This window comes from Mesorhizobium sp. YC-39, assembly GCF_025753795.1.
GTDB lineage: Bacteria > Pseudomonadota > Alphaproteobacteria > Rhizobiales > Rhizobiaceae > Mesorhizobium.
Genome location: NZ_JAOWPS010000003.1, coordinates 322,633 through 344,958 on the forward strand (window position 1 = coordinate 322,633; position 22,326 = coordinate 344,958).

Annotated in this window: 21 protein-coding genes; 5 read left to right on the top strand and 16 right to left on the bottom strand. The window is 62.4% G+C overall.

Annotation, left to right across the window (positions count from 1 at the left end; all coding sequences use genetic code 11):
- Nucleotides 1–26: 26 nt before the first annotated feature.
- The gene (gene alaS, locus OHD62_RS18335; protein ID WP_263784388.1) at nt 27–2,693 is read right to left on the bottom strand and encodes an alanine--tRNA ligase; all 2,667 of its coding nucleotides are present in this window, start codon (nt 2,691–2,693) and stop codon (nt 27–29) included.
- 259 nt (nt 2,694–2,952) lie between these two features.
- The gene (gene recA / locus OHD62_RS18340) at nt 2,953–4,050 is read right to left on the bottom strand and encodes a recombinase RecA (RefSeq protein WP_008875470.1); all 1,098 of its coding nucleotides are present in this window, start codon (nt 4,048–4,050) and stop codon (nt 2,953–2,955) included.
- Nucleotides 4,051–4,330: 280 nt separating this feature from the next.
- Here recA and OHD62_RS18345 point away from each other — a divergent pair, with 280 nt between their 5' ends.
- Complete coding sequence (locus tag OHD62_RS18345; RefSeq protein ID WP_263784449.1) at nt 4,331–5,266, top strand: carbohydrate kinase family protein; 936 nt, start codon at nt 4,331–4,333, stop codon at nt 5,264–5,266.
- Nucleotides 5,267–5,326: 60 nt separating this feature from the next.
- Here the strand turns inward: OHD62_RS18345 and OHD62_RS18350 are convergent, their stop codons facing one another.
- Complete coding sequence (locus OHD62_RS18350; protein WP_263784451.1) at nt 5,327–5,650, bottom strand: TfoX/Sxy family protein; 324 nt, start codon at nt 5,648–5,650, stop codon at nt 5,327–5,329.
- A gap of 90 nt (nt 5,651–5,740) precedes the next feature.
- Here OHD62_RS18350 and OHD62_RS18355 point away from each other — a divergent pair, with 90 nt between their 5' ends.
- Nucleotides 5,741–6,238 (top strand): GFA family protein, encoded by a 498-nt coding sequence (locus OHD62_RS18355; RefSeq protein ID WP_263784453.1) that lies wholly within the window; start codon nt 5,741–5,743, stop codon nt 6,236–6,238.
- 34 nt (nt 6,239–6,272) lie between these two features.
- On the opposite strand, the gene sufA is transcribed toward OHD62_RS18355, so the two are convergent.
- The 7 genes from sufA to OHD62_RS18390 all read right to left on the bottom strand — a co-directional run bounded on the left by sufA (nt 6,273) and on the right by OHD62_RS18390 (nt 13,534).
- Entirely contained in the window at nt 6,273–6,653 is a 381-nt protein-coding gene (gene sufA / locus OHD62_RS18360) for a Fe-S cluster assembly scaffold SufA (RefSeq protein ID WP_006206001.1), read from the bottom strand.
- Between the two features lie 92 nt (nt 6,654–6,745).
- The gene (locus OHD62_RS18365; RefSeq protein ID WP_263784516.1) at nt 6,746–7,138 is read right to left on the bottom strand and encodes an SUF system Fe-S cluster assembly protein; all 393 of its coding nucleotides are present in this window, start codon (nt 7,136–7,138) and stop codon (nt 6,746–6,748) included.
- 5 nt (nt 7,139–7,143) lie between these two features.
- Nucleotides 7,144–8,385, bottom strand: a complete 1,242-nt coding sequence (locus OHD62_RS18370) for a cysteine desulfurase (protein ID WP_263786718.1) — start codon at nt 8,383–8,385, stop codon at nt 7,144–7,146.
- A 139-nt stretch (nt 8,386–8,524) separates the two neighbouring features.
- Nucleotides 8,525–9,793, bottom strand: coding sequence for a Fe-S cluster assembly protein SufD (gene sufD / locus OHD62_RS18375; RefSeq protein ID WP_263784518.1), 1,269 nt, complete (start codon nt 9,791–9,793; stop codon nt 8,525–8,527).
- A gap of 34 nt (nt 9,794–9,827) precedes the next feature.
- A complete protein-coding gene (gene sufC, locus OHD62_RS18380; RefSeq protein WP_263784520.1) occupies nt 9,828–10,583 on the bottom strand; it encodes a Fe-S cluster assembly ATPase SufC in 756 nt (251 codons plus the stop codon).
- Between the two features lie 27 nt (nt 10,584–10,610).
- Complete coding sequence (sufB, locus tag OHD62_RS18385) at nt 10,611–12,128, bottom strand: Fe-S cluster assembly protein SufB (RefSeq protein ID WP_263784522.1); 1,518 nt, start codon at nt 12,126–12,128, stop codon at nt 10,611–10,613.
- A 242-nt stretch (nt 12,129–12,370) separates the two neighbouring features.
- Nucleotides 12,371–13,534, bottom strand: coding sequence for a cysteine desulfurase family protein (locus OHD62_RS18390; RefSeq protein WP_263784524.1), 1,164 nt, complete (start codon nt 13,532–13,534; stop codon nt 12,371–12,373).
- Between the two features lie 257 nt (nt 13,535–13,791).
- Between OHD62_RS18390 and OHD62_RS18395 the strand changes: the two genes are divergently transcribed.
- On the top strand, nt 13,792–14,466 hold the full coding sequence (locus OHD62_RS18395) for an alpha/beta hydrolase (RefSeq protein ID WP_263784526.1): 675 nt from the start codon (nt 13,792–13,794) through the stop codon (nt 14,464–14,466).
- An 11-nt stretch (nt 14,467–14,477) separates the two neighbouring features.
- A complete protein-coding gene (locus OHD62_RS18400; protein WP_263784529.1) occupies nt 14,478–15,164 on the top strand; it encodes an FMN-binding negative transcriptional regulator in 687 nt (228 codons plus the stop codon).
- A gap of 6 nt (nt 15,165–15,170) precedes the next feature.
- Here OHD62_RS18400 and OHD62_RS18405 read toward each other — a convergent pair whose 3' ends face one another.
- From OHD62_RS18405 to OHD62_RS18425, 5 genes are all read right to left on the bottom strand, one after another.
- A complete protein-coding gene (locus OHD62_RS18405; protein ID WP_263784531.1) occupies nt 15,171–15,887 on the bottom strand; it encodes a phosphatase PAP2 family protein in 717 nt (238 codons plus the stop codon).
- 214 nt (nt 15,888–16,101) lie between these two features.
- Entirely contained in the window at nt 16,102–16,968 is an 867-nt protein-coding gene (locus OHD62_RS18410) for a phosphatase PAP2 family protein (protein ID WP_263784533.1), read from the bottom strand.
- A 30-nt stretch (nt 16,969–16,998) separates the two neighbouring features.
- Nucleotides 16,999–18,636: an ArnT family glycosyltransferase gene (locus tag OHD62_RS18415; RefSeq protein WP_263784534.1), complete on the bottom strand. Its 1,638-nt coding sequence runs from the start codon at nt 18,634–18,636 to the stop codon at nt 16,999–17,001.
- A gap of 38 nt (nt 18,637–18,674) precedes the next feature.
- The gene (locus OHD62_RS18420) at nt 18,675–19,007 is read right to left on the bottom strand and encodes a lipid-A-disaccharide synthase N-terminal domain-containing protein (RefSeq protein WP_263784536.1); all 333 of its coding nucleotides are present in this window, start codon (nt 19,005–19,007) and stop codon (nt 18,675–18,677) included.
- Complete coding sequence (locus tag OHD62_RS18425) at nt 19,000–19,728, bottom strand: glycosyltransferase family 2 protein (RefSeq protein WP_263784538.1); 729 nt, start codon at nt 19,726–19,728, stop codon at nt 19,000–19,002. The genes OHD62_RS18420 and OHD62_RS18425 overlap by 8 nt, the downstream gene beginning before the upstream one ends.
- A gap of 337 nt (nt 19,729–20,065) precedes the next feature.
- On the opposite strand from OHD62_RS18425, the gene tyrS reads away from it, so the two are divergent.
- Entirely contained in the window at nt 20,066–21,319 is a 1,254-nt protein-coding gene (tyrS, locus tag OHD62_RS18430) for a tyrosine--tRNA ligase (RefSeq protein ID WP_263784540.1), read from the top strand.
- Between the two features lie 77 nt (nt 21,320–21,396).
- Here tyrS and OHD62_RS18435 read toward each other — a convergent pair whose 3' ends face one another.
- On the bottom strand, nt 21,397–22,275 hold the full coding sequence (locus OHD62_RS18435; RefSeq protein ID WP_263784542.1) for an SDR family oxidoreductase: 879 nt from the start codon (nt 22,273–22,275) through the stop codon (nt 21,397–21,399).
- Nucleotides 22,276–22,326 lie beyond the last annotated feature (51 nt).

A 22,326-nucleotide genomic window follows, 5' to 3' on the forward strand; every position in this document is an offset into this window, starting at 1 on the left:
GGCCTTGCGATAATTCTCCTACCCGATCAAGCCGCTTCCAGCGCCGCCCTCACCGCGGCGATCGCATCGCCGGCCTTCGAGGCATCGGGGCCGCCGGCCTGGGCCATGTCGGGGCGGCCGCCGCCGCCCTGCCCGCCAAGCGCGGCGGACGCCACGCGAACCAGGTCGACGGCGCTGAAGCGGCCGATGAGGTCATCGGTGACGGCGACCACGACGCTTGCCTTATTATCCTCGCCAGCGCCGACGAAGACGACGACGCCGGAGCCGAGCGACGTTTTGCCGGCATCGGCCAGCGGCTTCAGGTCCTTCGGCGCGACGCCGGAGACCGCCTTGCCGAGGAAACCGACACCGGCGACCGTCTCGTTTTCGGCCGGTGCTCCTGCCGCCGCGCCACCGCCCAACGCCAGCTTCTTGCGCGCTTCGGTCAGCTCCTTCTCGAGCTTCTTGCGCTCGTCGAGCAGCGCTTCGACGCGCGCCGGTACGTCGGCCGGCGATATCTTCAGCGTCGCCGCCGCCGCCTTCAGTCGTCTGTCCTGCTCGTCGAGATGCCTGCGCGCGGCCTCGCCGGTCAAAGCCTCGATGCGGCGCACGCCGGCGGCGACCGCACCGTCCGACACGATGCGCACCAGACCGATATCGCCGGTCGCCCTGACATGGGTGCCGCCGCAGAGCTCGACCGAATAGGGCCGGTTGGCCTTGGCGCCATGCAGGCCCGTGCCCATCGAGACGACGCGCACTTCATCGCCATATTTCTCGCCAAACAGCGCCATGGCGCCTTCGGCAATGGCGTCGTCGACCGACATCAGCCGCGTGCTCACTGGGCTGTTCTGCACGACGATCTCGTTCGCCATGCGCTCGACCTCTTCGAGTTCGTCGGGCGAGATCGGCTTGTTGTGCGAGATGTCGAAGCGCAGGCGCTCGGGCGCCACCAGCGAGCCCTTCTGCGCGACATGGGTGCCCAGCACCTCGCGCAGCGCCTCATGGATCAAATGCGTGGCGGAATGGTTCGCGCGCAGCCTGGAGCGGCGCGCATGATCGACCTTCAGCTCGACGGTCGCGCCCGTCTTGACCGTGCCGCTGACCACCTTGCCGAGATGCACGAACAGCCCATCGGCCTTCTTCTGCGTATCGGCGATCTCGATCGAAAACCCTTCGCCCGAAATGGTGCCGGTATCGCCCATCTGGCCACCGGACTCGCCGTAGAACGGCGTCTGGTTGACGACCACGGCGACAGTGTCGCCCTTGGCGGCGCTGTCGACGGTCTTGCCGTCCCTGACCAGCGCCTGGATGAGGCCTTCCGCCTGCTCGGTCTCATAGCCGAGGAACTCGGTGGCACCGGTCTTCTCGCGCACCGGGAACCACACCGTTTCGGTCGCGGCCTCGCCGGAACCAGCCCAGCTCTTGCGCGCCTCGGCCCGCTGCCGCTCCATCGCATCGGTGAAACCGGCAAGGTCGACCGAGATGTTGCGCTGGCGCAGCGCGTCCTGCGTCAGATCGAGCGGAAAGCCATAGGTGTCGTAGAGCTTGAAGGCCGTCTCGCCATCCAGCATGTCGCCGGCGCCGAGCTTTTCCGTCGCCTCCGAAAGCAGGCCCAGGCCGCGCACCAGCGTCTTGCGGAAACGGGTTTCCTCAAGCTTCAGCGTCTCGGTGATCATCTGTTCGCCGCGCACGAGTTCCGGGTAGGCCTGGCCCATCTCGCGCACCAGCGCCGGCACCAGGCGCCACATCAGGGGATCGCGGGCGCCGAGCAACTGCGCATGGCGCATGGCGCGACGCATGATGCGACGAAGCACATAGCCGCGGCCTTCATTGGACGGCAGCACGCCGTCGGCGACCAGGAAGCAGGACGAACGCAGATGGTCGGCGATGACGCGGAACGATGCGACAGTGTCGGCATCCGGACCGCGGCCGAGCGCCGACGACGCAGCGTCGATCAGGTGACGGAACAGGTCGGTCTCGAAGACGCTTTCCACCCCTTGCAAGATCGAGGCCATGCGCTCCAGGCCCATGCCGGTGTCGATCGATGGGCGCGGCAGGTCGATGCGCTCGTCCTTCGTCACCTGTTCATACTGCATGAACACCAGGTTCCAGAATTCGAGGAAACGGTCGCCATCCTCCTCGGGGCTGCCGGGAGGGCCGCCCCAGATATGCTCGCCACGGTCGATAAAAATCTCCGAGCACGGCCCGCACGGTCCGGTGTCGCCCATCGCCCAGAAATTGTCCGAGGTCGGGATGCGGATGATGCGGTCGTCGGAAAAACCGGCGATCTTCTTCCAGAAGCCGGCTGCCTCGTCGTCGGTGTGATAGACGGTGACCAGCAGCTTGTCCCTCTTAAGCCCGAACTCCCTGGTGATCAGGTTCCAGGCGAGCTCGATGGCGCGCTCCTTGAAATAATCGCCGAACGAGAAATTGCCGAGCATCTCGAAGAAGGTCAGGTGGCGTGCTGTGTAGCCGACATTGTCGAGGTCGTTGTGCTTGCCGCCGGCGCGAACACTCTTCTGAGCGGTCGTGGCACGCGAATAGGGCCGCTTTTCCAGACCGGTGAAGACGTTCTTGAACTGCACCATGCCGGCATTGGTGAACATCAGCGTCGGGTCGTTGCGCGGCACCAGCGGGCTCGACGCGACGACCTCGTGACCCTCCTTGCGGAAATAGTCGAGGAATGTCGACCGGATCTCGTTCACGCCACTCATGAATAATACTGCCTTTTTGAGAGAACCGCCGGCTCGGCCGACGGCAATGGACATGGCCTTTTAGCCGCCGCGTTGCACCCTGTCCAGAAACACGGAATGGGCCAATTCACGCGGCTTGCCGGTCGTCTCCGCACTACGGCTGAAACGCAAACCGCCGGCGCTAGGCCGGCGGTTTGAAACGCAAAGATACAGAACTCGATTACATAAGCTGGAGGTGATGAGCCGAGATTATGGCCAAACTCCGACCACCACTGAGGCCTTACATAGCACCGGCTTCGTCCTCGAAACCATCGTCTCCGCCTTCGGAACCACCATTTTCGAGGAATTTCTCGGCGATCAGTCCAGCATTCTGCCGTAGCGCCAATTCGATCTCGCGCGCCGTATCGGGATTGTCACGCAGGAACAATTTGGCATTCTCGCGACCCTGGCCGAGACGCTGCGAATTGTAGGAGAACCAGGCGCCCGACTTCTCGACCACGCCGGCCTTGACGCCAAGGTCGACCAGCTCGCCGGTCTTGGACACGCCCTCGCCATACATGATGTCGAACTCGACCACCTTGAAGGGCGGTGCCAGCTTGTTCTTGACCACCTTGACGCGGGTCTGGTTGCCGACGACCTCGTCGCGATCCTTGACCGAACCGATGCGACGGATGTCGAGGCGCACCGAAGCATAGAATTTCAGCGCATTGCCGCCGGTCGTGGTCTCGGGCGAACCGAACATGACGCCGATCTTCATGCGGATCTGGTTGATGAAGATGACCATGGTATTGGAGCGCGAGATCGAGGCGGTCAGCTTGCGCAGCGCCTGGCTCATCAGGCGGGCCTGCAGGCCGGGCAGCGAATCGCCCATCTCGCCCTCGATTTCGGCGCGCGGCGTCAGTGCCGCAACCGAATCGACCACCAGCACGTCGATGGCGCCGGAGCGCACCAGCGTGTCGCAGATCTCCAGCGCCTGCTCACCGGTGTCGGGCTGCGAGATCAGGAGGTTTTCCAGATCAACGCCGAGCTTGCGGGCATAGACCGGGTCAAGCGCGTGTTCGGCATCGACAAAGGCGCAGATGCCGCCCTTCTTCTGAGCTTCGGCCACTGTGTGCAGCGCCAGCGTCGTCTTGCCCGAGCTTTCCGGCCCGTAGATTTCGACGATACGGCCGCGCGGCAGGCCACCGACGCCAAGCGCGATGTCAAGACCAAGCGAGCCGGTCGGCACGGTTTCGATCTCGACGACCTGCTCGTTCGCGCCGAGCCGCATGATCGAGCCCTTGCCGAAAGCACGCTCGATTTGCGACAGCGCCGCGTCCAGAGCCTTTGATTTGTCCACCGCTTTGTCCTCTACAAGCCGCAAAGAATTCTGAGCCATGATACATCACCCCTTGGTCGTCAATGAAGGCCGGACAATCCGTAATCCTTGCTAATTTGTACCTTTTTTGTTCTCGTTTGGCAAGAGGCATCAAATATCTGAAAAACAATAAATATCCGGATTTGTTCTTTTTTTGTTTCACGAATTCAGGTTCGGATGTATCCCGCATAGTCAAGGATTCGTCGTCGAGCCGGTCTTCCGAATCGCTGCCTCGATTGCAGCCAATTCTTGGTCAGCCTAGTGTCGGCGCCGGACAGATAACAAGGCGCATAACCGCAGCATGACGAAATCTCCGACAATCCTGGCCGTAGGCGCCGCCCATATCGACCGGCGCGGCCGGGTTTCGGGGAACTATGTGCCAGCCGCGTCGAACCCCGGTACCATGCGTGAGGATGTCGGCGGCAATGCGTTCAACGCGCTTTGCTGCGCCATGCGACGCGGCGCCTCCGGCTCGCTGCTTTCGGTGCGCGGCGGCGATGCGCTGGCCGACACGGTTTCAAGGGCCATCGCCGCGGCAGGCATTGCCGATTTGTCGGCGGTGTTCCTCGACCGCGCGACGCCCAGCCACACTGTGCTGCTCGACCGCGACGGCGCGCCGATCGCCGGCATTGCCGACATGGCGCTCTACGACCTGGCGCTGCCCAAGCAGATCCGCCGCGCCAAGGTGCGCGAGGCGATCACCGCCGCGGATGCAATCCTATGCGATGCGAACCTGCCGTCCGCAGCACTTGAGCGGCTGGTGGGTCTCGCCGCCGGCAAGCCCATCTTCGCCATCGCCGTTTCGCCGGACAAGGCGCTGCGGTTGGCACCGGTGCTCGGCAGCCTGGCGCTGGCCGTCATGGATCGGCGCGAGGCCATCGCGTTGGCCGGCGCCGACGCCACGGATCAAGACCTCGTCGGCGGGTTGAGGCGCGCCGGCCTCAGAAGCGGCGTGGTGATGGCGGGCGATGGTTTGGTGCTAGGCTTCGATGAGGCCGGCGCTTTCTCGATCCTGCCCCCGACGCGAAAAATCGTGGATGCCGCCGGTGCCAGCGACGCGCTCGCCGGTGCCACCGTAGCTGCCCTGCTCCACGGCCAGACACTGCGTGCGGCGCTGCGCGAAGGCGCTGCCGCAGCGATGCTTGCCAGCGAAAGCGCCGAGCTTGCGCCGGCCTTCACGGCGGTGGCCTTTGCCGAAGCGCTGGCCCTTGTGCCCAAAGCGCAAGAAGTGACTTGAGCGCTGGGACAAGGGTGAGGATTCAAATCCGAATTTTTTGCCTGTGGCCGGCGGCGCAAATCACTTTCCGGCCCGCCGTCCCGCGTCGTAGGCCCGGCGCGCCCAGACCGCCATCTCGTCCGGGTCGTCGAAAGCGCTGTCGGGAATGCTCCAATAGGGCATCGAGACCAGCTTGCCGTGCCGCGAGCCGGTATAAGTCCATTGCCGGCAGCCGGCGGCTTCAAAATCGGGCGCGCTTTCGGCATCAGCCTTCAGCAACAGTTCGCCGCGCAGAACGATCGCGACGATGACGCCGTCGAAATAGATCCCCTTGCCGCCGAACAGCTTGCGTATGCTGACCGGGCCGAGCCCCTCGAAAAGCTCGGCGATGCGTTCATTGTCCATATCGTGATCATGTCATCGGGATTTGGTCTTGTCATCGCCGCAACCAAAACCATGCTGACAGGTTGAGAGCCAATTCGTCGGAGTTTTGCCATGCCGCTACTGCTCAAAGGGTCCTGCCGGTGCAATGCCGTCCGCTTCGAGGTGGAAAGCCACACGCCGGTGCCGTTCATGCTGTGCTACTGCTCGATCTGCCGCAAGCAGCAGGGCGGTGGCGGCTTCGCCATCAATCTCGGCGCCGACTACGAGACGCTGAAGATAATCGGCAAACGCAATCTCGGCGTCTACCGGGCCGAGATCGAGGATGACGAGCATCCGCAATGCGAGATCTCGTCAGGCGAGCGTAATTTCTGCAGGAAATGTGGGTCCGCACTCTGGCTCTACGATCCGACCTGGCCGGAGCTGGTGCATCCCTTCGCCTCGGCGATCGACAGCGAGTTGCCGAAGCCGCCGGAGAAGGTGCATCTGATGCTGAAATACAAGGCAAACTGGGTCGAGCCCGACATCGGCAAAGGCGACAAGGTTTTCGAAGTCTATCCTGAGGAGTCGATCGCTGACTGGCACAAGCGAACGGGGATGTGGGTGGACTAAGTCCCTTCTCCCCGTAAACGGGGCGAAGAAAAGCTCAGGCCGAAGCGCGCGCCTCGGCCAAGGCCTTCAGGTCGGCCGGCTTCAGTTCGACGGATTCGCCACAGCCACAGGCCGAGCTCTGGTTCGGGTTCCTGAAGGTGAAGCCGGTGCGCAGCGTCGTCTGCTCGAAATCCATCTCGGTGCCGAACAGGAAAAGTGCCGCCTCCGGCGCGACATAGACATGGGCGCCGTCGCGCTCGATATGGTCGTCCTTGGTGTTGGGCTCGGTCACCAGGTCGACCGTATATTCCATGCCGGCGCAGCCGCCCTTCTTGATACCGAGGCGAATGCCATGCGCGTTTTCACGCGTGGCCACGATCTCGCGCACCCGGTCGGCGGCCTTTTCGGTCATCGTGATGACGGCGAAGCGTCCCATATTTTCCTTCTCCATTCTGTGCAGGTTCAAGGCCTGCCGAATGATTCCTCACCTAAAATGGTGAAGTTTTCTACCTGGCGCAAGTGCGCCCTCTAATACCAGCCAACCGCCACCTGCGCCTCTTCCGACATGCGGTCGGGCGACCAGGGCGGGTCGAAGGTCATGTTGACCTCGACGCCGGACACGCCTTCGACGGCGCCGACGGCATTTTCCACCCAGCCGGGCATTTCGCCGGCCACCGGGCAGCCGGGCGCGGTCAGTGTCATGTCGATCTTGACCGAGCGGTCGTCCTCGATGTCGATCTTGTAGACGAGGCCGAGTTCGTAGATGTCAGCGGGAATTTCCGGGTCATAGACCGTCTTCAGCGCCGAGACGATGTCGTCGGTCAGCCGCGCCAGTTCATCGGCGGGAATAGCGGAGGCGGAGACCACGGCATTGGTGGCCGTTTCCGAAGTGGTCTCAGCGGTATGGCGTGCATCGTCCATGATCGTCACCCGAAGAACTTTCGCGCTTTTTCGAGCGCATCCGCCAAAGCATCGACTTCGGCCCTGGTATTATACATGCCAAACGATGCCCTGCATGTGGAGGTTACGCCAAAGCGTTTCAACAGCGGCTGGGCGCAATGGGTGCCCGCGCGCACCGCAACGCCCTGCCGATCGATCACCATCGACACGTCATGGGCATGGATGCCCTGCAGTTCGAAGGAAATGATGGCGCCCTTGCCCGGCGCATCGCCGAAGATGCGCAGCGAATTGATGCTTCTCAGCCGCTCATGCGCATAGTCCTTCAGGTCGGCCTCGTGGGCGGCGATGCGCTCGCGGCCGATCTTTTCCATGTAGTCGAGCGCTGCGCCCAGGCCGATCGCCTGCACGATCGGCGGCGTGCCGGCCTCGAAACGGTGCGGCGGCTCGTTGTAGGTGACGATGTCCTCCGTCACTTCCTCGATCATCTCGCCGCCGCCCATGAACGGGCGCATGCCCGCGAGAATGTCCTTCTTGCCGTAGAGCACGCCGATGCCCGAGGGGCCGTAGACCTTGTGGCCGGTGAAGACGAAGAAATCGCAGTCAAGATCCTGCACGTCGATCGGCAAATGGACAGCACTCTGGCTGCCGTCGACCAGCACCGGAATGCCGCGCGCATGCGCGATGCGCACGATCTCCTTGATCGGTGTCACCGTGCCCAGCGCATTTGACATCTGGGTGATGGCGACCAGCTTGGTGCGGTCGGTCAGCCGCTTTTCGAACTCCTCGATGTGGAAGACGCCGAGATCGTCGACCGGCACCCAGACCAGCCTGGCGCCCTGCCGCTCGCGGATGAAATGCCAGGGCACGATGTTGGAATGGTGCTCCATGATCGACAGGACGATTTCGTCGCCCTCGCCGATATTGGGCATGCCGTAGCCATAGGCGACCGTGTTGATCGCCGAAGTGGTGTTGGAGGTGAAGACGATGTTGTCTGTGCTGGGGGCATTGAGGAAACGGCGCACCGTCTCGCGCGCCTTTTCATAGGCATCCGTCGCCGCATTGGACAGGAAATGCAGGCCGCGATGGACGTTGGCGTATTCCTGGGAATAGGCGTGCTGGATGGCGTCGAGCACGGCCTGCGGCTTCTGTGCCGAAGCGCCATTGTCGAGATAGACCAGCGGCTTGCCGTAGACTTCACGCGACAGGATCGGGAAGTCGCGGCGGATTGCCTCGACGTCATAGGGGATGTTTTCGACTTTCTGGTCCATTTCGAAGTCCTTGTCGGCCAAGGCCGCGATCCTTCCAACACCCTTGTCCGTCTCGGCGCTGAGCGCCGATCCACTGCCCCGGGGGCGAGCCACTTGCCTCGCCCGTCCTTCGGACCCACAAGGGGAGAAGGTCAGGCGCTTACCCGTGCGTCAAAAACCAATCGTCGAGCCGCGCTTCCAGCGCCTCGACGATGGCCTCGTCGTCCAGCTCCTCGATCACCTCGGCGACGAAGGCTTTCACCAGCAGTCCCCGCGCGGTCTTCTCGTCGATGCCGCGCGCCATCAGGTAGAAGAGATGGTTGTGGTCGATCTCGGTGACGGTCGCGCCGTGACCGCAGACGACATCGTCGGCGAAGATCTCCAGCTCCGGCTTGGTCGAGAACTCGCCATCGTCCGACAGCAGCAGCGTGTTGCAGGCCATCTTGGCGTTGGTCTTCTGCGCATATTGGTGGACGTTGATGCGTCCCTGGAAGACGCCGCGCGCCTTGCCTGTCACCACGTTGCGGATCACTTCCGTTGAAGTCGTATGCGGCACGGCGTGGTCAAGCACCATGGTGACGTCGGTATGCGTGTCGCCGGCGAGCAGGTTGATGCCGCGCAGCGTGAAATCAGCGCCCTCGCCTGTCGTCCTGACGACGACCTCCTGGCGCACAAGCTTGCCGCCGGCGTTCATGACGAACAATGTCAGTTTCGAGTTCTTGCCGAGATGCGCCTTGAACTGGGCAAGATGCGTTGCCGTGTCCGGCTGCTCCTGGACGATCAGCCATGTCACCTCGGCGCCTTCGCCAAGCACGAGCTGGCTGACCGAACTGACCAGTGCCGCGCCCTCGCCCGTCTGACGCTCGACAATGACAGCCTTGGCGCCGACGCCGACGCGCGTCAGCAGACGCACATGGGTCTGGCCGCCAGCCTGCAAATTCTGCAGTTCGAGCGGCTTTTCCAGCTCGGCGCCGTCGGCGATGTCGACGAAATAACCGTCGGCGACGAAGGCGGTGTTCAGCGCGCCGATGGCGTCATCGGTTCCATACGGATCGAGCCCGGGGGCTACGCTGCCGTCGGTGAGCTTCTCCGACAGGCGCTGGACAGTCACGCCTTCGATAACGGGAGGCTTCGCGCTCGACACGCCGTTCAGCACCGGCAGAATGGCGGAACCCTCAACGATCGGCGAAATGGCTTTCGCGGCGGCAGCCAGATCGAAGTCCGGCACCACGTTCAGCAGCCGGCGCAAATCGGTGTAGTGCCAGGATTCGATGCGCCGCGTCGGCAGGCCGTGCTTGATCGCCTCGATGGCGTCGTCGCGCTTCAGCATCACCGCGCCGTCGCCGGGCAGCAGCGACAGCCGCTCGCCGAAGGCGTCGATCAGCGCCGTCTCCGCCGGGGTCCGCTGGGGTTGAGTGTGCATATTCATCAGTATCGCCTTGCTTGCCTGGCCTTCTGGCATCTCACGCGGCTTCGCCGATCACGCCGGCATAGCCATTGGCTTCGAGGTCGAGCGCCAGCGACTTGTCGCCGGACTTGATCACCTGACCCCTGTAAAGCACGTGCACCGAGTCCGGTACGATGTGTTCGAGCAGTCGCTGGTAATGGGTGATGACGACGATGGCGCGGTCTGGCGAGCGCAGGGCGTTGACACCGTCCGAGACGATCTTCAGCGCATCGATGTCGAGACCTGAATCGGTCTCGTCGAGCACGCAGAGCTTCGGCTCCAGGAGCTTCATCTGCAGGATCTCGGCGCGCTTCTTCTCGCCGCCGGAGAAGCCGACGTTGAGCGGCCGCTTCAGCATCGCCATGTCCATGTTGAGCGACGCGGCCGCCTCCTTCACGCGCTTCAGGAATTCCGGGATCTTCAAAGGGTCTTCGCCGCGCGCCTTGCGCTGCTCGTTCATCGCCACTTTCAGGAATTCCATCGTCGCGACGCCCGGTATCTCCATCGGATACTGGAACGCCAGGAAGATGCCCGCTGTCGCGCGCTCGGCCGGATCCATTTCAAGGATCGACTGGCCGTTGTAGAGGATATCGCCTTCGGTCACCTCATAGTCCTCGCGCCCGGCAAGGATATAGGACAGCGTCGACTTGCCCGAGCCGTTCGGGCCCATGATCGCGGCAACCTCGCCGGCTTTCACCGTCAGGTTCAGGCCGCGGATGATCTCGGTGCCGTCATCGACGATGCGGGCATGCAGGTTTCTGATTTCAAGCATTTTTTCTTTCCTGAATATCTTGTCCGGTCAGCCGACCGAGCCCTCGAGGCTGATGCCGATCAGCTTCTGCGCCTCGACCGCGAATTCCATCGGCAGCTGCTGGATGACGTCCTTGACGAAGCCGTTGACGATCAGCGCGATCGCCTCTTCCTCGGGGATGCCACGCTGCATGACGTAGAACTTCTGGTCCTCGGAAATTTTCGACGTCGTCGCTTCGTGTTCGAACTGCGCCGTCGAGTTCTTGGCTTCCATGTAAGGTACGGTGTGTGCGCCGCACTGGTCGCCGATCAGCAAAGAATCGCAGTTGGTGAAGTTGCGGGCGTTGGCCGCCTTGCGGTGCGCCGAGACCTGGCCGCGATAGGTGTTCTGCGAGAAGCCGGCGGCGATGCCCTTGGAGATGATGCGGCTCGACGTGTTCTTGCCGAGATGGATCATCTTGGTCCCCGAGTCGACCTGCTGGTAGCCGTTCGATACGGCGATCGAATAGAACTCGCCGCTGGAATCGTCGCCGCGCAGGATGCAGCTCGGATATTTCCAGGTGATGGCCGAGCCGGTCTCGACCTGTGTCCACGAAATCTTCGAACGGTCGCCACGGCAGTCGCCACGCTTGGTGACGAAATTGTAGATGCCGCCCTTGCCCTCGGCGTCGCCGGGGTACCAGTTCTGCACGGTCGAATATTTGATCTCGGCATCGTCGAGCGCGACCAGTTCGACCACCGCTGCGTGAAGCTGGTTCTCGTCGCGCTGCGGCGCCGTGCAGCCTTCGAGATAGGAGACGTAAGCCCCCTCCTCGGCGATGATCAGCGTGCGCTCGAACTGGCCGGTATTCTTCTCGTTCATGCGGAAATAGGTCGACAGTTCCATCGGGCAGCGCACGCCCTTGGGCACGAAGACGAAGGAGCCGTCGGTGAACACGGCCGAATTCAACGTGGCGTAGAAATTGTCGGAGGTCGGCACGACCGAGCCGAGATATTTCTGCACCAGTTCAGGATGCTCGCGGATCGCTTCCGAGATCGAGCAGAAGATGACGCCGGCCTGCGCCAGTTCCTTCTTGAAGGTGGTGACGACGGAGACGGAATCGAACACCGCGTCGACAGCGACGCGGCCCGACTTGTAGACGTTGTCGCTGGCCTCCTCGAATTCCGACACGTCGGTCTTCTGCACGCCGGCGAGGATTTCCTGTTCCTTCAGCGGAATGCCGAGCTTTTCATAGACCTTCAAGAGTTCGGGATCGACATCGCTGAGCGAGGTCGGGCCGGGCGTACTCTTGGGCGCCGCGTAATAATAGATGTCCTGGAAATCGATCTTCGGATAGTGGACGCGCGCCCAGGTCGGCTCGTCCAGCGTCAGCCAGCGCCGATAGGCCCCCAGACGCCATTCGAGCATCCAGGACGGTTCGTCCTTCTTGGCCGAAATGAAACGGATGATGTCTTCGCTCAGGCCCTTGGGGGCCTTGTCCATCGCGATTTCGGTCTGGAATCCATATTTATATTGGTCGACGTCGATCTTTCGGACCCGATCGATCGTGTCCTGCACAGCAGGCATATGCGTTCTCCATCCACGCCGGGGTCAAGGCCCGACAGTTTTCAAACTATGGCACCGCTAACGAGCAGCCATGTGCGCTCCGAGGCGGCGTAAGTTCCATATAGTGCGCCTCCGCCGGAAATTCACCCGGCCAGCATGAAACGCACGGCTCTACCAGGCCTTTGCGGCCCCCGTATTCCTTTTTCTTCGAGCATCGAACCGAAAACCGCTTCACACTTTTCGGTTCGATGCTCCGGCCGCCCTCAAGCAGCTTTTTCCCTGCCCGCCCTGCGCGACGCGATACCCGCCAGCGCGGTCCGGAACAGTTCGATGTCCTCGGCGCCGGTTGCGTGACCGATGGACACGCGCAGGGCGCCAAGGCTGTCACTATGCCCCATAGCCTTCAGCACATGGCTTGGACCAACTTTGCCAGACGAGCAGGCTGAACCGGCCGACAACGCCACACCGGCCAGATCGAAGGCGATCTGCGCCGTCTCGGCCTTGATGCCCGCAATAGCGAAGAATGTCGTATTGGCAAGCCTCGGCGCGCCGGTTCCAAAGATTTCCGCATCCGGCGCCAGCGTTTTCACGATGGCCTCGATCTCGTCGCGGCGCCGACCCACCGCATCGATGCTCTTCAATCCGATCAGGGCTTCCCGCGCGGCCGCGCCAAAACCCGCAATTGCGGCCAGGTTCTCGGTGCCGCCTCGATGGCCTTTTTCCTGGCCACCGCCGGTGATCAAAGGCCGGGGCATCATCAGGTCGGAGGCCGCGACAATGGCGCCAACGCCCTTGGGGCCGCCGATCTTATGCGAGGACAGAATCAAATAATCGGCATAACCCGCTGACATGTCGATCGGAATGCGGCCCGCTGCCTGCACGGCGTCGACGACGAGGATGCCGCCCGCCGCCTTGACGATCTCGGCAATGCGGCCGACTGGCTGGATGACGCCGGTCTCGTTGTTGGCGGCATGGATCGCAACCAGCGGCAAGCCGTCGGTCTTGCCATGACTGCCGAGGGCCGCCGCCAAAGCCGTCAAATCGGCGATGCCGTTGGCGTCAACGCCGATGCGCGTCACTTGGACTGCCGGGAAGTGCCCGCCATTCAGGATGCAGGGATGGTCGGCTTCCGAGACATAGACCTGGCTCATGCGCACGGTGCCGCGGCCCATCTGCCAATCAGCGGTCAGCAGCGTCGAAGCGGCTTCCGTCGCTCCGGATGTGAACACGACATGCTCGGGTCTGGCATTGACCAGGGCGGCGACGTCGCGCCTTGCATTCTCGATCAGCCGCCGTGCGGCGCGGCCCTCGGCATGGACCGACGAGGGATTGGCAGCGACATCAAGCGCGGTAATCATTGCGTCACGCGCCGTGGACAGCAGCGGCGCGCTGGCATTGTAGTCGAGATAGGCGCGTGTTCCTGCCATTTTTAGTTTCGATCGGTCCCTCAAGAGCCATTCCGCGAGGATAGCGCGTTATTTCCTTGAAATTGCAAGGCAAGCCGTCCTATTTACGCGGCTTGCGGCGTGGGTGGCCGAGCCATGATTTTTTGGCCACTCAGTTTTGAACAATTCTAAACTAGCTTCTAAGAAGACGCTCGCCCTGCGTCAAGGCCTGGGAAAGGCTGGGGGCCAGAGGAAGAGTTGTTTCGGCGCCGCGCATTCTTATGCAATTGGAGTATTTTATGCCTGAGGTCATTTTCACCGGTCCGGCCGGCCGCCTGGAGGGTCGCTACCAGCCCTCCAAGGAAAAGAGCGCGCCGATTGCCATTGTGCTGCATCCGCACCCGCAGTTCGGCGGCACGATGAACAACAAGATCGTCTACGACCTCTTCTATATGTTCCAGAAGCGGGATTTCACCACGCTTCGCTTCAATTTCCGCGGCATCGGCCGCAGCCAGGGTGAATTCGACCATGGCACCGGCGAATTGTCGGATGCGGCCGCGGCACTCGACTGGGTGCAGTCGCTGCATCCGGATTCCAAAAGCTGCTGGGTCGCCGGCTATTCGTTCGGTTCATGGATCGGCATGCAGCTTCTGATGCGCCGGCCGGAGATCGAAGGCTTCATCTCGATCGCGCCGCAGCCCAACACCTATGATTTCTCGTTCCTGGCGCCTTGCCCGTCTTCCGGCCTGATCATCCATGGCGATGCCGACAAGGTGGCGCCACCCAAGGATGTGCAGGGGCTGGTCGACAAGCTGCATACGCAAAAGGGCATCACCATCACCCAGAAGACCCTGCCCGGCGCCAACCATTTCTTTTCCAATGACGCTGAGCTTCTGCTCGAGGAATGCGCGGGCTATCTCGATCGGCGGCTCGCCGGCGAATTGTCCGACCCACGGCCGAAGCGGTTGAGATAGAAGCGGATCCGATGTACCAGCCTCCCCATTTCCAGGAGACGCGGCAGGAAATCCTGCACGGGCTGGTACGGGCGCACCCGCTCGGGCTGCTGATCTCCAATGGCGCCGAGGGGCCAATCGCTAATGCGATCCCCTTCCTGCTCGATGCCCCCTCCCTGCCCAACGCAGATGTGCCGCCGAAGGGCAGGCTGCGCGCGCATCTGGCCAAGGCCAATCCGCAGTGGCGCCTGCTGGCCGACAATCCATTCTCACCCGTGCTGGTCGTCTTTCAGGGCACCGATGCCTATGTGACGCCATCCTGGTATGAGACCAAGCGCGAGACCGGCAAGGTCGTGCCGACTTGGAACTACGCCATCGTCCAGGTGCGCGGCATGGTCAAGGTGATCGAGGATGGGGACTGGCTGGCGCAGCAGATTTCCGACCTGACAGTGTTGCAGGAAGGCGCCCGCGAAGCGCCCTGGGCTGTGACCGATGCGCCGCCGGCCTTCATCCAGTCGCAGATCAAGGGCATTGTCGGGCTGGAAATCGAGATCACGGATATCAGCGGCAAGTGGAAGGTCAGCCAGAACCGGCCAACCGCCGACCGCGTCGGTGTCGCCGAGGGGCTGGAGAGTGAAGGTCAGACCGCGAGCGAAGGTTCTACCGCAAGAGATATGGCCCGCATGGTGCGATCCTGGGGTGGACTGGATATCAAGTAGCGCCTCTCAGGAGCCGGCTGCCTCCGGGAAAGGCATCCGCGGCGGGCTTGCCGGCTTCCGCCCTGCCGCGAGCAGCCTGAATGTCTTCTTGCGGACTGGCAGCCCCGCCGCCGTTTGCCGGAAGATGAAACCGAGCCGGGCAAAGATCGTCGCCGTAACGATGGTGCAAGCGATGCCGAGGCCGAAGCCAGCGATCGTATCGCTTGGATAGTGCGCGCCGACCACAATCCGCGTCGCCGCTATCCACATGGTGAGGGGCAGAACAACGTATTTCCCCCATGCCGGGTAAAGAAGGATCACCACAGCCGCAAGCATGCCCACATTCGTTGCATGGCCGGACGGGAAACTGGCGAAATACGGGTCGAACTCGAATGGGCGGAACGAGAACAACCCCAGGTCCAGGACCGGCCGGCCACGGCCGAAAACGTGCTTCAGGACCGTCACCGTCAGCCCTGACAAACCGGCGGCGCTCAGCACGAAGAAGGCGAAGCAGGTCCAGTTGTATGCGACCAAGCGCCAACGTCTTGAAAGAGCCCTCCAGTCCAGCAGATTGGCCGGCACGAACAGCACCAGGGGCGGGATGAGATACCAGCCGCCCAAACCGAAACTGGTGAAATCGTTGGCGACCGCGACAAAGCCGTTCGGCCAGCGGTCCCGCCAACTGACGGCAATACCATCCAGGAAAACCATGCTGGCAGCGGTCAAAAGCAGATAGACGCCCACCAGGACTGGCCAGGGGAATTGTGGATAATTGGCCGGACGTGCGACAAAGCGCCTTCGTATTATCTTGAACGTATCACGAAAATTGCCGAGAGACCGACGGAGCATCACAAGCAGGGCCACAGCCAGAAAAGTGTAATCTTACGAGCATTCGGAGCCCGAATCCATGCCCTGCCAGCAAAGTGCTACGTCACCTGCGTTGCCAGGATGAGCGGCGCTATAGTGTGGCTTGAAGCCCAAAATTTGCTTGTTGCGCGGTGCCGGAACGATCCGGCTTTCGGCTTGGCCATAGCAGCCGAAACGTCCTCTTGCGAACCGGCAATCCGACCGTCGTTCGACGGAAGATAAATCCAAGCCGGGCGAAGACCAGCGCACAAGCCACGGCGATGGCGCAGCCAAGGCCGAAGCCGGCGACGGTGTCGCTCGGATAGTGCGCGCCGACAAAGATCCGCGTCGATGCCACCCACAAAGCGAGCGCCAATGCGATATATTTGCGTTCCGGAAACAAGAGCAGCACGATGGCGAACACAGCCCCCATATTCGTGGCATGGCCGGACGGGAAGCTGGCGAAGCGCGCATCCATGGCGAAAGGATGCAGCGACAAATCGCCGAGGTGGTTGAAATAGACCGGCCTCGCCCGGCCAATGCCATATTTCAACAAATTGACGGTCAGGCCGGAAAGGCCAACGGCGCTCAGCATCAGAAAAGCAAGGCAGGTCCAGTTATAGAGGAGCATCAGCGATCGCCTGGAAAGGCTGCGCCAGTCCGTCAGATTTGCGGCCAGCAGCAGGAGTGCCGACGGAATGAGGTACCAGCCGCCCAGGCCAAAGACAGTAAAAAAGTCGGTGAGATCGATGAAGCCGGCGGACCACCGCCCCCACAACTTCCCCGCCTCATCGTCGAAACGGATCAACACCGCTATGGTCAGCAAAAGCCAGGCCACGGCCCAAATCGACCACAGGATCTGCGGATAATGCGGGGCACGGGTGACAAGGCGCTTTGCGACGATCTGGGCGGTATCACGGAAATTGTCTAGCGATCGACCGAGCACGGCAGCCGCAGGCACCGGAGATCTCACCAGCATGCGAGGCTCGCAACGATCGTCGCAGCGCCGTCATTTCGCCATACGGTAGAGGCCGAGCGACAGTTTTTCTCCCGACGAATAATTGATGCCGTCGATCCGGGCGACACGGCTCGCCGACTGTCCTGCCAGAAGGCCGTCCAGCGTTTTTTCTTCCCCGATCGGCGCCAGCGCCAGCGCGCAGGCAGGATCGGCAAGCAGATGTTGTGCAGCCCCATCGACATCGGTCAGAATCGTGTTCGTGCCTACCAAAAATACCAGGCTTGGTTCGTGATAGTCCGCGGAGGCGAGCACCGTCGTCTCACAGGGACGATTCGCACGAACCGCAGCCTCAATCTGAGGACTCATCCAAATCGGTTTCAATGACGGCGCGATGACACCGAACAGCAAAGCATAGGCAACGCCCGCACAAATCGCGATTGCCCCGATACGGCCGATCGGCACCTGCAGTTGCCGGGAGAAGCCGAGATAGCCGGCCGCGAGTGCCGCGGCGGCAGCCGGAATGCTCCACCACGAGAAGGTGCCGGCAAAGTGGATGGGCGCGGCCACGCAGAGCACGGCAAGGCCCGCCGTGACCAGCACGAAGCCAAAGGCGGTCGCCCACCACAGCCAATTTTGCCAGCGCCTGAGCGGCGCATTCGCCTCTTGCGGCTGCAACGTCAAAAGCCAGCCGACCAGCAGCGCCATGCCGGGATAGGCCGGCAGGACATAATGCGGCAGTTTGGTGGGGATCAGCTCGAACAGAAGCCAGAAGGGGATATACCAGGCAAGGCAGAAGCGAAGGCGCGGATCATCGCGCAGACGATTGAGGGCCTGAAGCCCGGCGCCGACGGCAATCAGGCCGAAGGGCCACATGAACAGCGAATAGGTCAGCATGTAGAAGCCGGGCGGAAGCCCATGCGATTCCTCGCCCTGCGCGACCTTGCCGAGCATATCCTTGCCGACGGCCTGCTGCAGGAAAGCGCCGCCGCTTTTCCAGGTGATGAGGATGAGCCAGGGCAGCACGATCAGCAACACCAGAGCGAGCCCCCGCGCGGCCTTCAACTTCGACAGCCAGCGCCAGTCCCGCTCGAAGGCGAACAGCACGACGACGGTCAGAGTCGAAAGCAGCGGCGCGATCGGCCCCTTGATGAGGATCGCCGCGCCCTGAGCCGCCCAGAATATCCATGGCAGATGGTTGGCGATCGCTTCGTTGCGGCGCGAGGCCACATAGATCTGCGCCAGTGCGCCTTGCGCCAGCACGCAGCAGGCCAGCAGCATTGCATCGGTCTTGGCATCGCGCCCCTCGAAAGCGGTCGCAAAGATCGCAGCCATCACCAGGCCGGCGGCCAAACCGGCGCTGGTTCCGAAAAGATTGGCGCCTGTCCAGGCGATCGCCGCGACAGCGATGGCAATGCCCAGGGCGGAGACCAGGCGATACACCCAGATCGGCGCTTCGGCGCCCTTTCCGCTCAGCGCGACAGCCGCCGATTGCAGCCAGTAGATGCCGATCGGCTTCTGGTAGCGGGAAGCTTGCTGAAAGCGGATGTCGACATAGTCGCCGGTCTCGACCATCTGCTTGGTGGCCTGAACGAAACGCGGTTCGTCGCGATCGAGCGGCGGCATGGTCGCCAGCCCGCAAACCGTCATCAACAGACTGAACAGGAAGAGAAAGAGGATGTTCCTGTTCATTCAGCCACCGGATCACTTGCCCTGATGAGACGGATTTCTCAGTCGACCTTCGTCATCGCCGCCTTGCGCTCATTGGCGATCAGCCAGAGATTGCGGATATAGATGAACATGCCCAAACTCTGGCCGGCGATGAACACCGGATCCTCGCGCTGGATGGCGTAGACCAGCAGCAGGCCGCCGCCGCCTAGCGAAAAGAACCAGAAGGCGATCGGCACGACGCTGCGCTTGGCTCTTTCCGACGCGATCCACTGCACCACGAAGCGCATGGAGAAGAAGAACTGGGCGACAAAGCCGAGCAGAACCCAGGCGTCGAATTGTTTGACGAAAACCTGATGGAACCACGTCGCCAATTCCTGAAGCACGTTAGCCATGCCTGATTTCCTCTGCCTTGGGCATTCTGCGACGCCGGCGGCGCAGCCACCAGACGCCAACGAGATCGAGCGCGCCCTGCAGGCCGCGGTCGAAAATGCCGTAATTCGACTTGCCGTGACGGCGCGAACGGTCGACGACGTCGCAATGAACGACGCGATATCCTTCCTGGATGACCAGCGCCGGAACGAAGCGGTGCGTGCCATCGAAGAACGGCAATTTCCTGAGGATATCCGTATGGATCGCCTTCAGGCCGCAGCCGGTGTCGCGGGTCTCGTCATGCAGGATCGCGTTTCTCAGCCAGTTGGCGAAACGAGAAGCCAGTTGCTTGATCTTGCTGTCGCGGCGCTTCAGGCGCTGTCCCTGCGACGCGCCGAAATCGGGACCGGCTTGCCGCAACGCGTCGACGAGCACCGGAATGTATTGCGGGTCGTTCTGGCCGTCGCCATCGATCGTGGCGACGATAGTGCCGCGCGCCGCCCAGGCGCCGGAGCGCACCGAGAGCGACTGGCCGGCGGATTTCTGGTGCCTGAGGTGACGCAGCGGAAACGGGCGAAGCGCCGCCTCGGCCGCAAGCACCGCTGACGTCTCGTCGGTCGATCCGTCGTCGACGACGATCACCTCGAAGTCGCGCCCAGCCATCGCGGCGCCGATCTCGTCGAGCAGGAGCGGCAGGTTCGCCGCCTCGTTCCTGCAAGGAATGACGATGGATATCTCCGGCATGTCGCGTCGGGGCTCTGTCACAGGATATGGCATTTGGTGGATGCCGTGCGGTGCCGTTCCAGCGGGCGAAGACTGCAAGGACCCGTTGGCGCGGCGCCTCATTACGCCAGCCGAAACGATGACGCAAGCATTCGCGCCGGAAGGCGAGCTCGCGCTGTTTCAACTAATAGGGAGCGCGCTCACAACCGGATTCCACTTTTGCTGATCGCGCCACCCTTCCAACGCACGATCGGACGCAAAACCGGAAACCACTTTTGCTGATCGCGCTTGAGTGCTAAACGCCCGCCTTCATGCATGTCCGAGCCGCATTCGGCCGGGCGCTTTCGGGAAAGAAACAATGTCCGCCTTCAAGTCCGACTTCCTGCGCATCATGAGCGAGCGCGGTTTCATCCACCAGGTTTCGGATGAGGCCGGCCTCGACCAGCTTTTCGCCAAGGAGACGGTGACCGCCTATGTCGGCTATGACGCGACGGCGACCAGCCTGCATATCGGCAATCTGATCTCGGCGACCATGCTCTACTGGCTGCAGGAGACCGGCCACCGGCCGATCGCCCTGATGGGCGGCGGCACCTCGATGATCGGCGATCCTTCCTTCCGCGACGACCAGCGCCAGCTTTTGACGCCCGAGGCGATCGCCGCCAATATCGAGGGCATCAAGCGCATCTTTGGCCGCATCCTGCGTTTCGGCGATGGTCGCAACGAGGCGATCATGGTCAACAACGCGGACTGGCTGATGAAGCTCAACTATGTCGAGTTCCTGCGCGATGTCGGCCGGCATTTTTCGGTCAACCGCATGCTGACCTTCGACAGCGTCAAGCTCAGGCTCGAGCGCGAGCAATCGCTGTCGTTCCTCGAATTCAACTACATGATCCTGCAGGGCTATGATTTTGTCGAGCTCAGCAAGCGCTACGGCTGCCGGCTGCAGATGGGCGGCTCGGACCAGTGGGGCAACATCATCAACGGCGTCGATCTCGGCCACCGCATGGGCACGCCGCAGCTCTACGCCCTGACCACGCCGCTGCTGACGACATCGTCGGGCGCCAAAATGGGCAAATCGGCCAAGGGCGCGGTCTGGCTGAACGGCGATCTCTTCTCGCCCTATGATTTCTGGCAGTACTGGCGCAACACCGAGGACGCCGACGTCGAGCGTTTCCTGAAGATCTTCACCCGCCTGCCGCTGGCCGAGATCGCGCGGCTCGCCGCGCTTGGCGGTTCGGAGATCAATGAGGCGAAGAAGGTTCTGGCCACGGAAACGACAGCCATCGTGCACGGCCGCGAGGCCGCGCAAGAGGCCGAGGAAACCGCGCGCAAAACGTTCGAGGAAGGCGCGCTCGCCGAAACGCTGCCGACCGTCGAGGTGGGCAGCGCCGATCTCGAAAGCGGCATCGGCATCTTGTCGCTGCTCGTCACTGCCGGCCTTGCCGCGTCCAACGGCGAGGCGCGGCGGCATATCCAGGGCGGCGCCGTGCGCCTCAACGACCAGCTTGTGTCCGACGACCGCAAGGTGGTGACGCGTCAGGATATGAGTCCGGAACAGGTCGCAAAGCTGTCGCTCGGCAAGAAAAAACACGTTCTGGTGCGGCCGGTCTGAACAGGTCGCTCCGCATCGACCTTCGCTGTGGTCATATCCCATTGCGGGCCGGCTAGAGACCGGCCCGCAATGTCTGTTCAAGCCGCTGCCGAGACCTTGCTTGGCTCGGCGAGCTGGCCCAGACCGAGACCTTCAATCAACTTGGCCTGGATTGGCGCTGTTTGAGCGTTAATGTCGTCGGCACCAAACGATTGGCCCACGACCATGCGCGCCGGGCGCGAGCCATTGGGCAGCTCTACGATCCGGGCAATGGCCTCAGCCACGTCGTGTGGATCAGGAGCATTTTCACCTCGGAAGAGGTCCATCAACGTCTCTACCATCTTGTTCGGGATCGCTGCGATCTCGCCATAGGCGATGCTGCGCGCTGAATCATCAGGCTGCTGGGCACTCGCGAAGATATTCGTCGGATAGTTGCTCGGCTGGACGAGGACCACGTCAACGCCGAGCTGGGACAGTTCGTAGCGGTAACCTTCAGTCAAAGCCTCGATCGCGAACTTTGATGCGCCGTAGAGACCAAAAAAGGGGAAGGTCAGCCGGCCGAGGATCGAGCCGATATTCACCACCAACCCCTCACCCCGGCGCCGGAACGCCGGCAAGACGGCCCGCAATGTCCGTTGGATGCCAAGTACGTTCACATCGAAGAGCGCGCGTACTTGCTCGGTGGTGAAAGCTTCAGAGATGCCGGCGGACCCGATGCCCGCGTTGTTGATGAGGACGTCGAGGTAACCCGCCTGAGCAAGCACCGAAGCCACGCCGCGCTCGACGGAGCTATCGTCGGTCACATCAATCTCGACGACCTCGATCCCCTTGGCGCGCAGAGCCTCGGCATGGGGCCGGTTACGACCGGCGACGTCGCGCATGGAGGCGAAGACACGGTGCCCGGCATGAGCGAGCGTCTCCGCGGTGTCACCGCCGAAGCCGCTGCTGGCGCCGGTAATAAGGATGATTTTGGACATTATGACAGCCTTTCAAGGGATTGGGATGGGGCACAAAGCCGAGCCATTTAG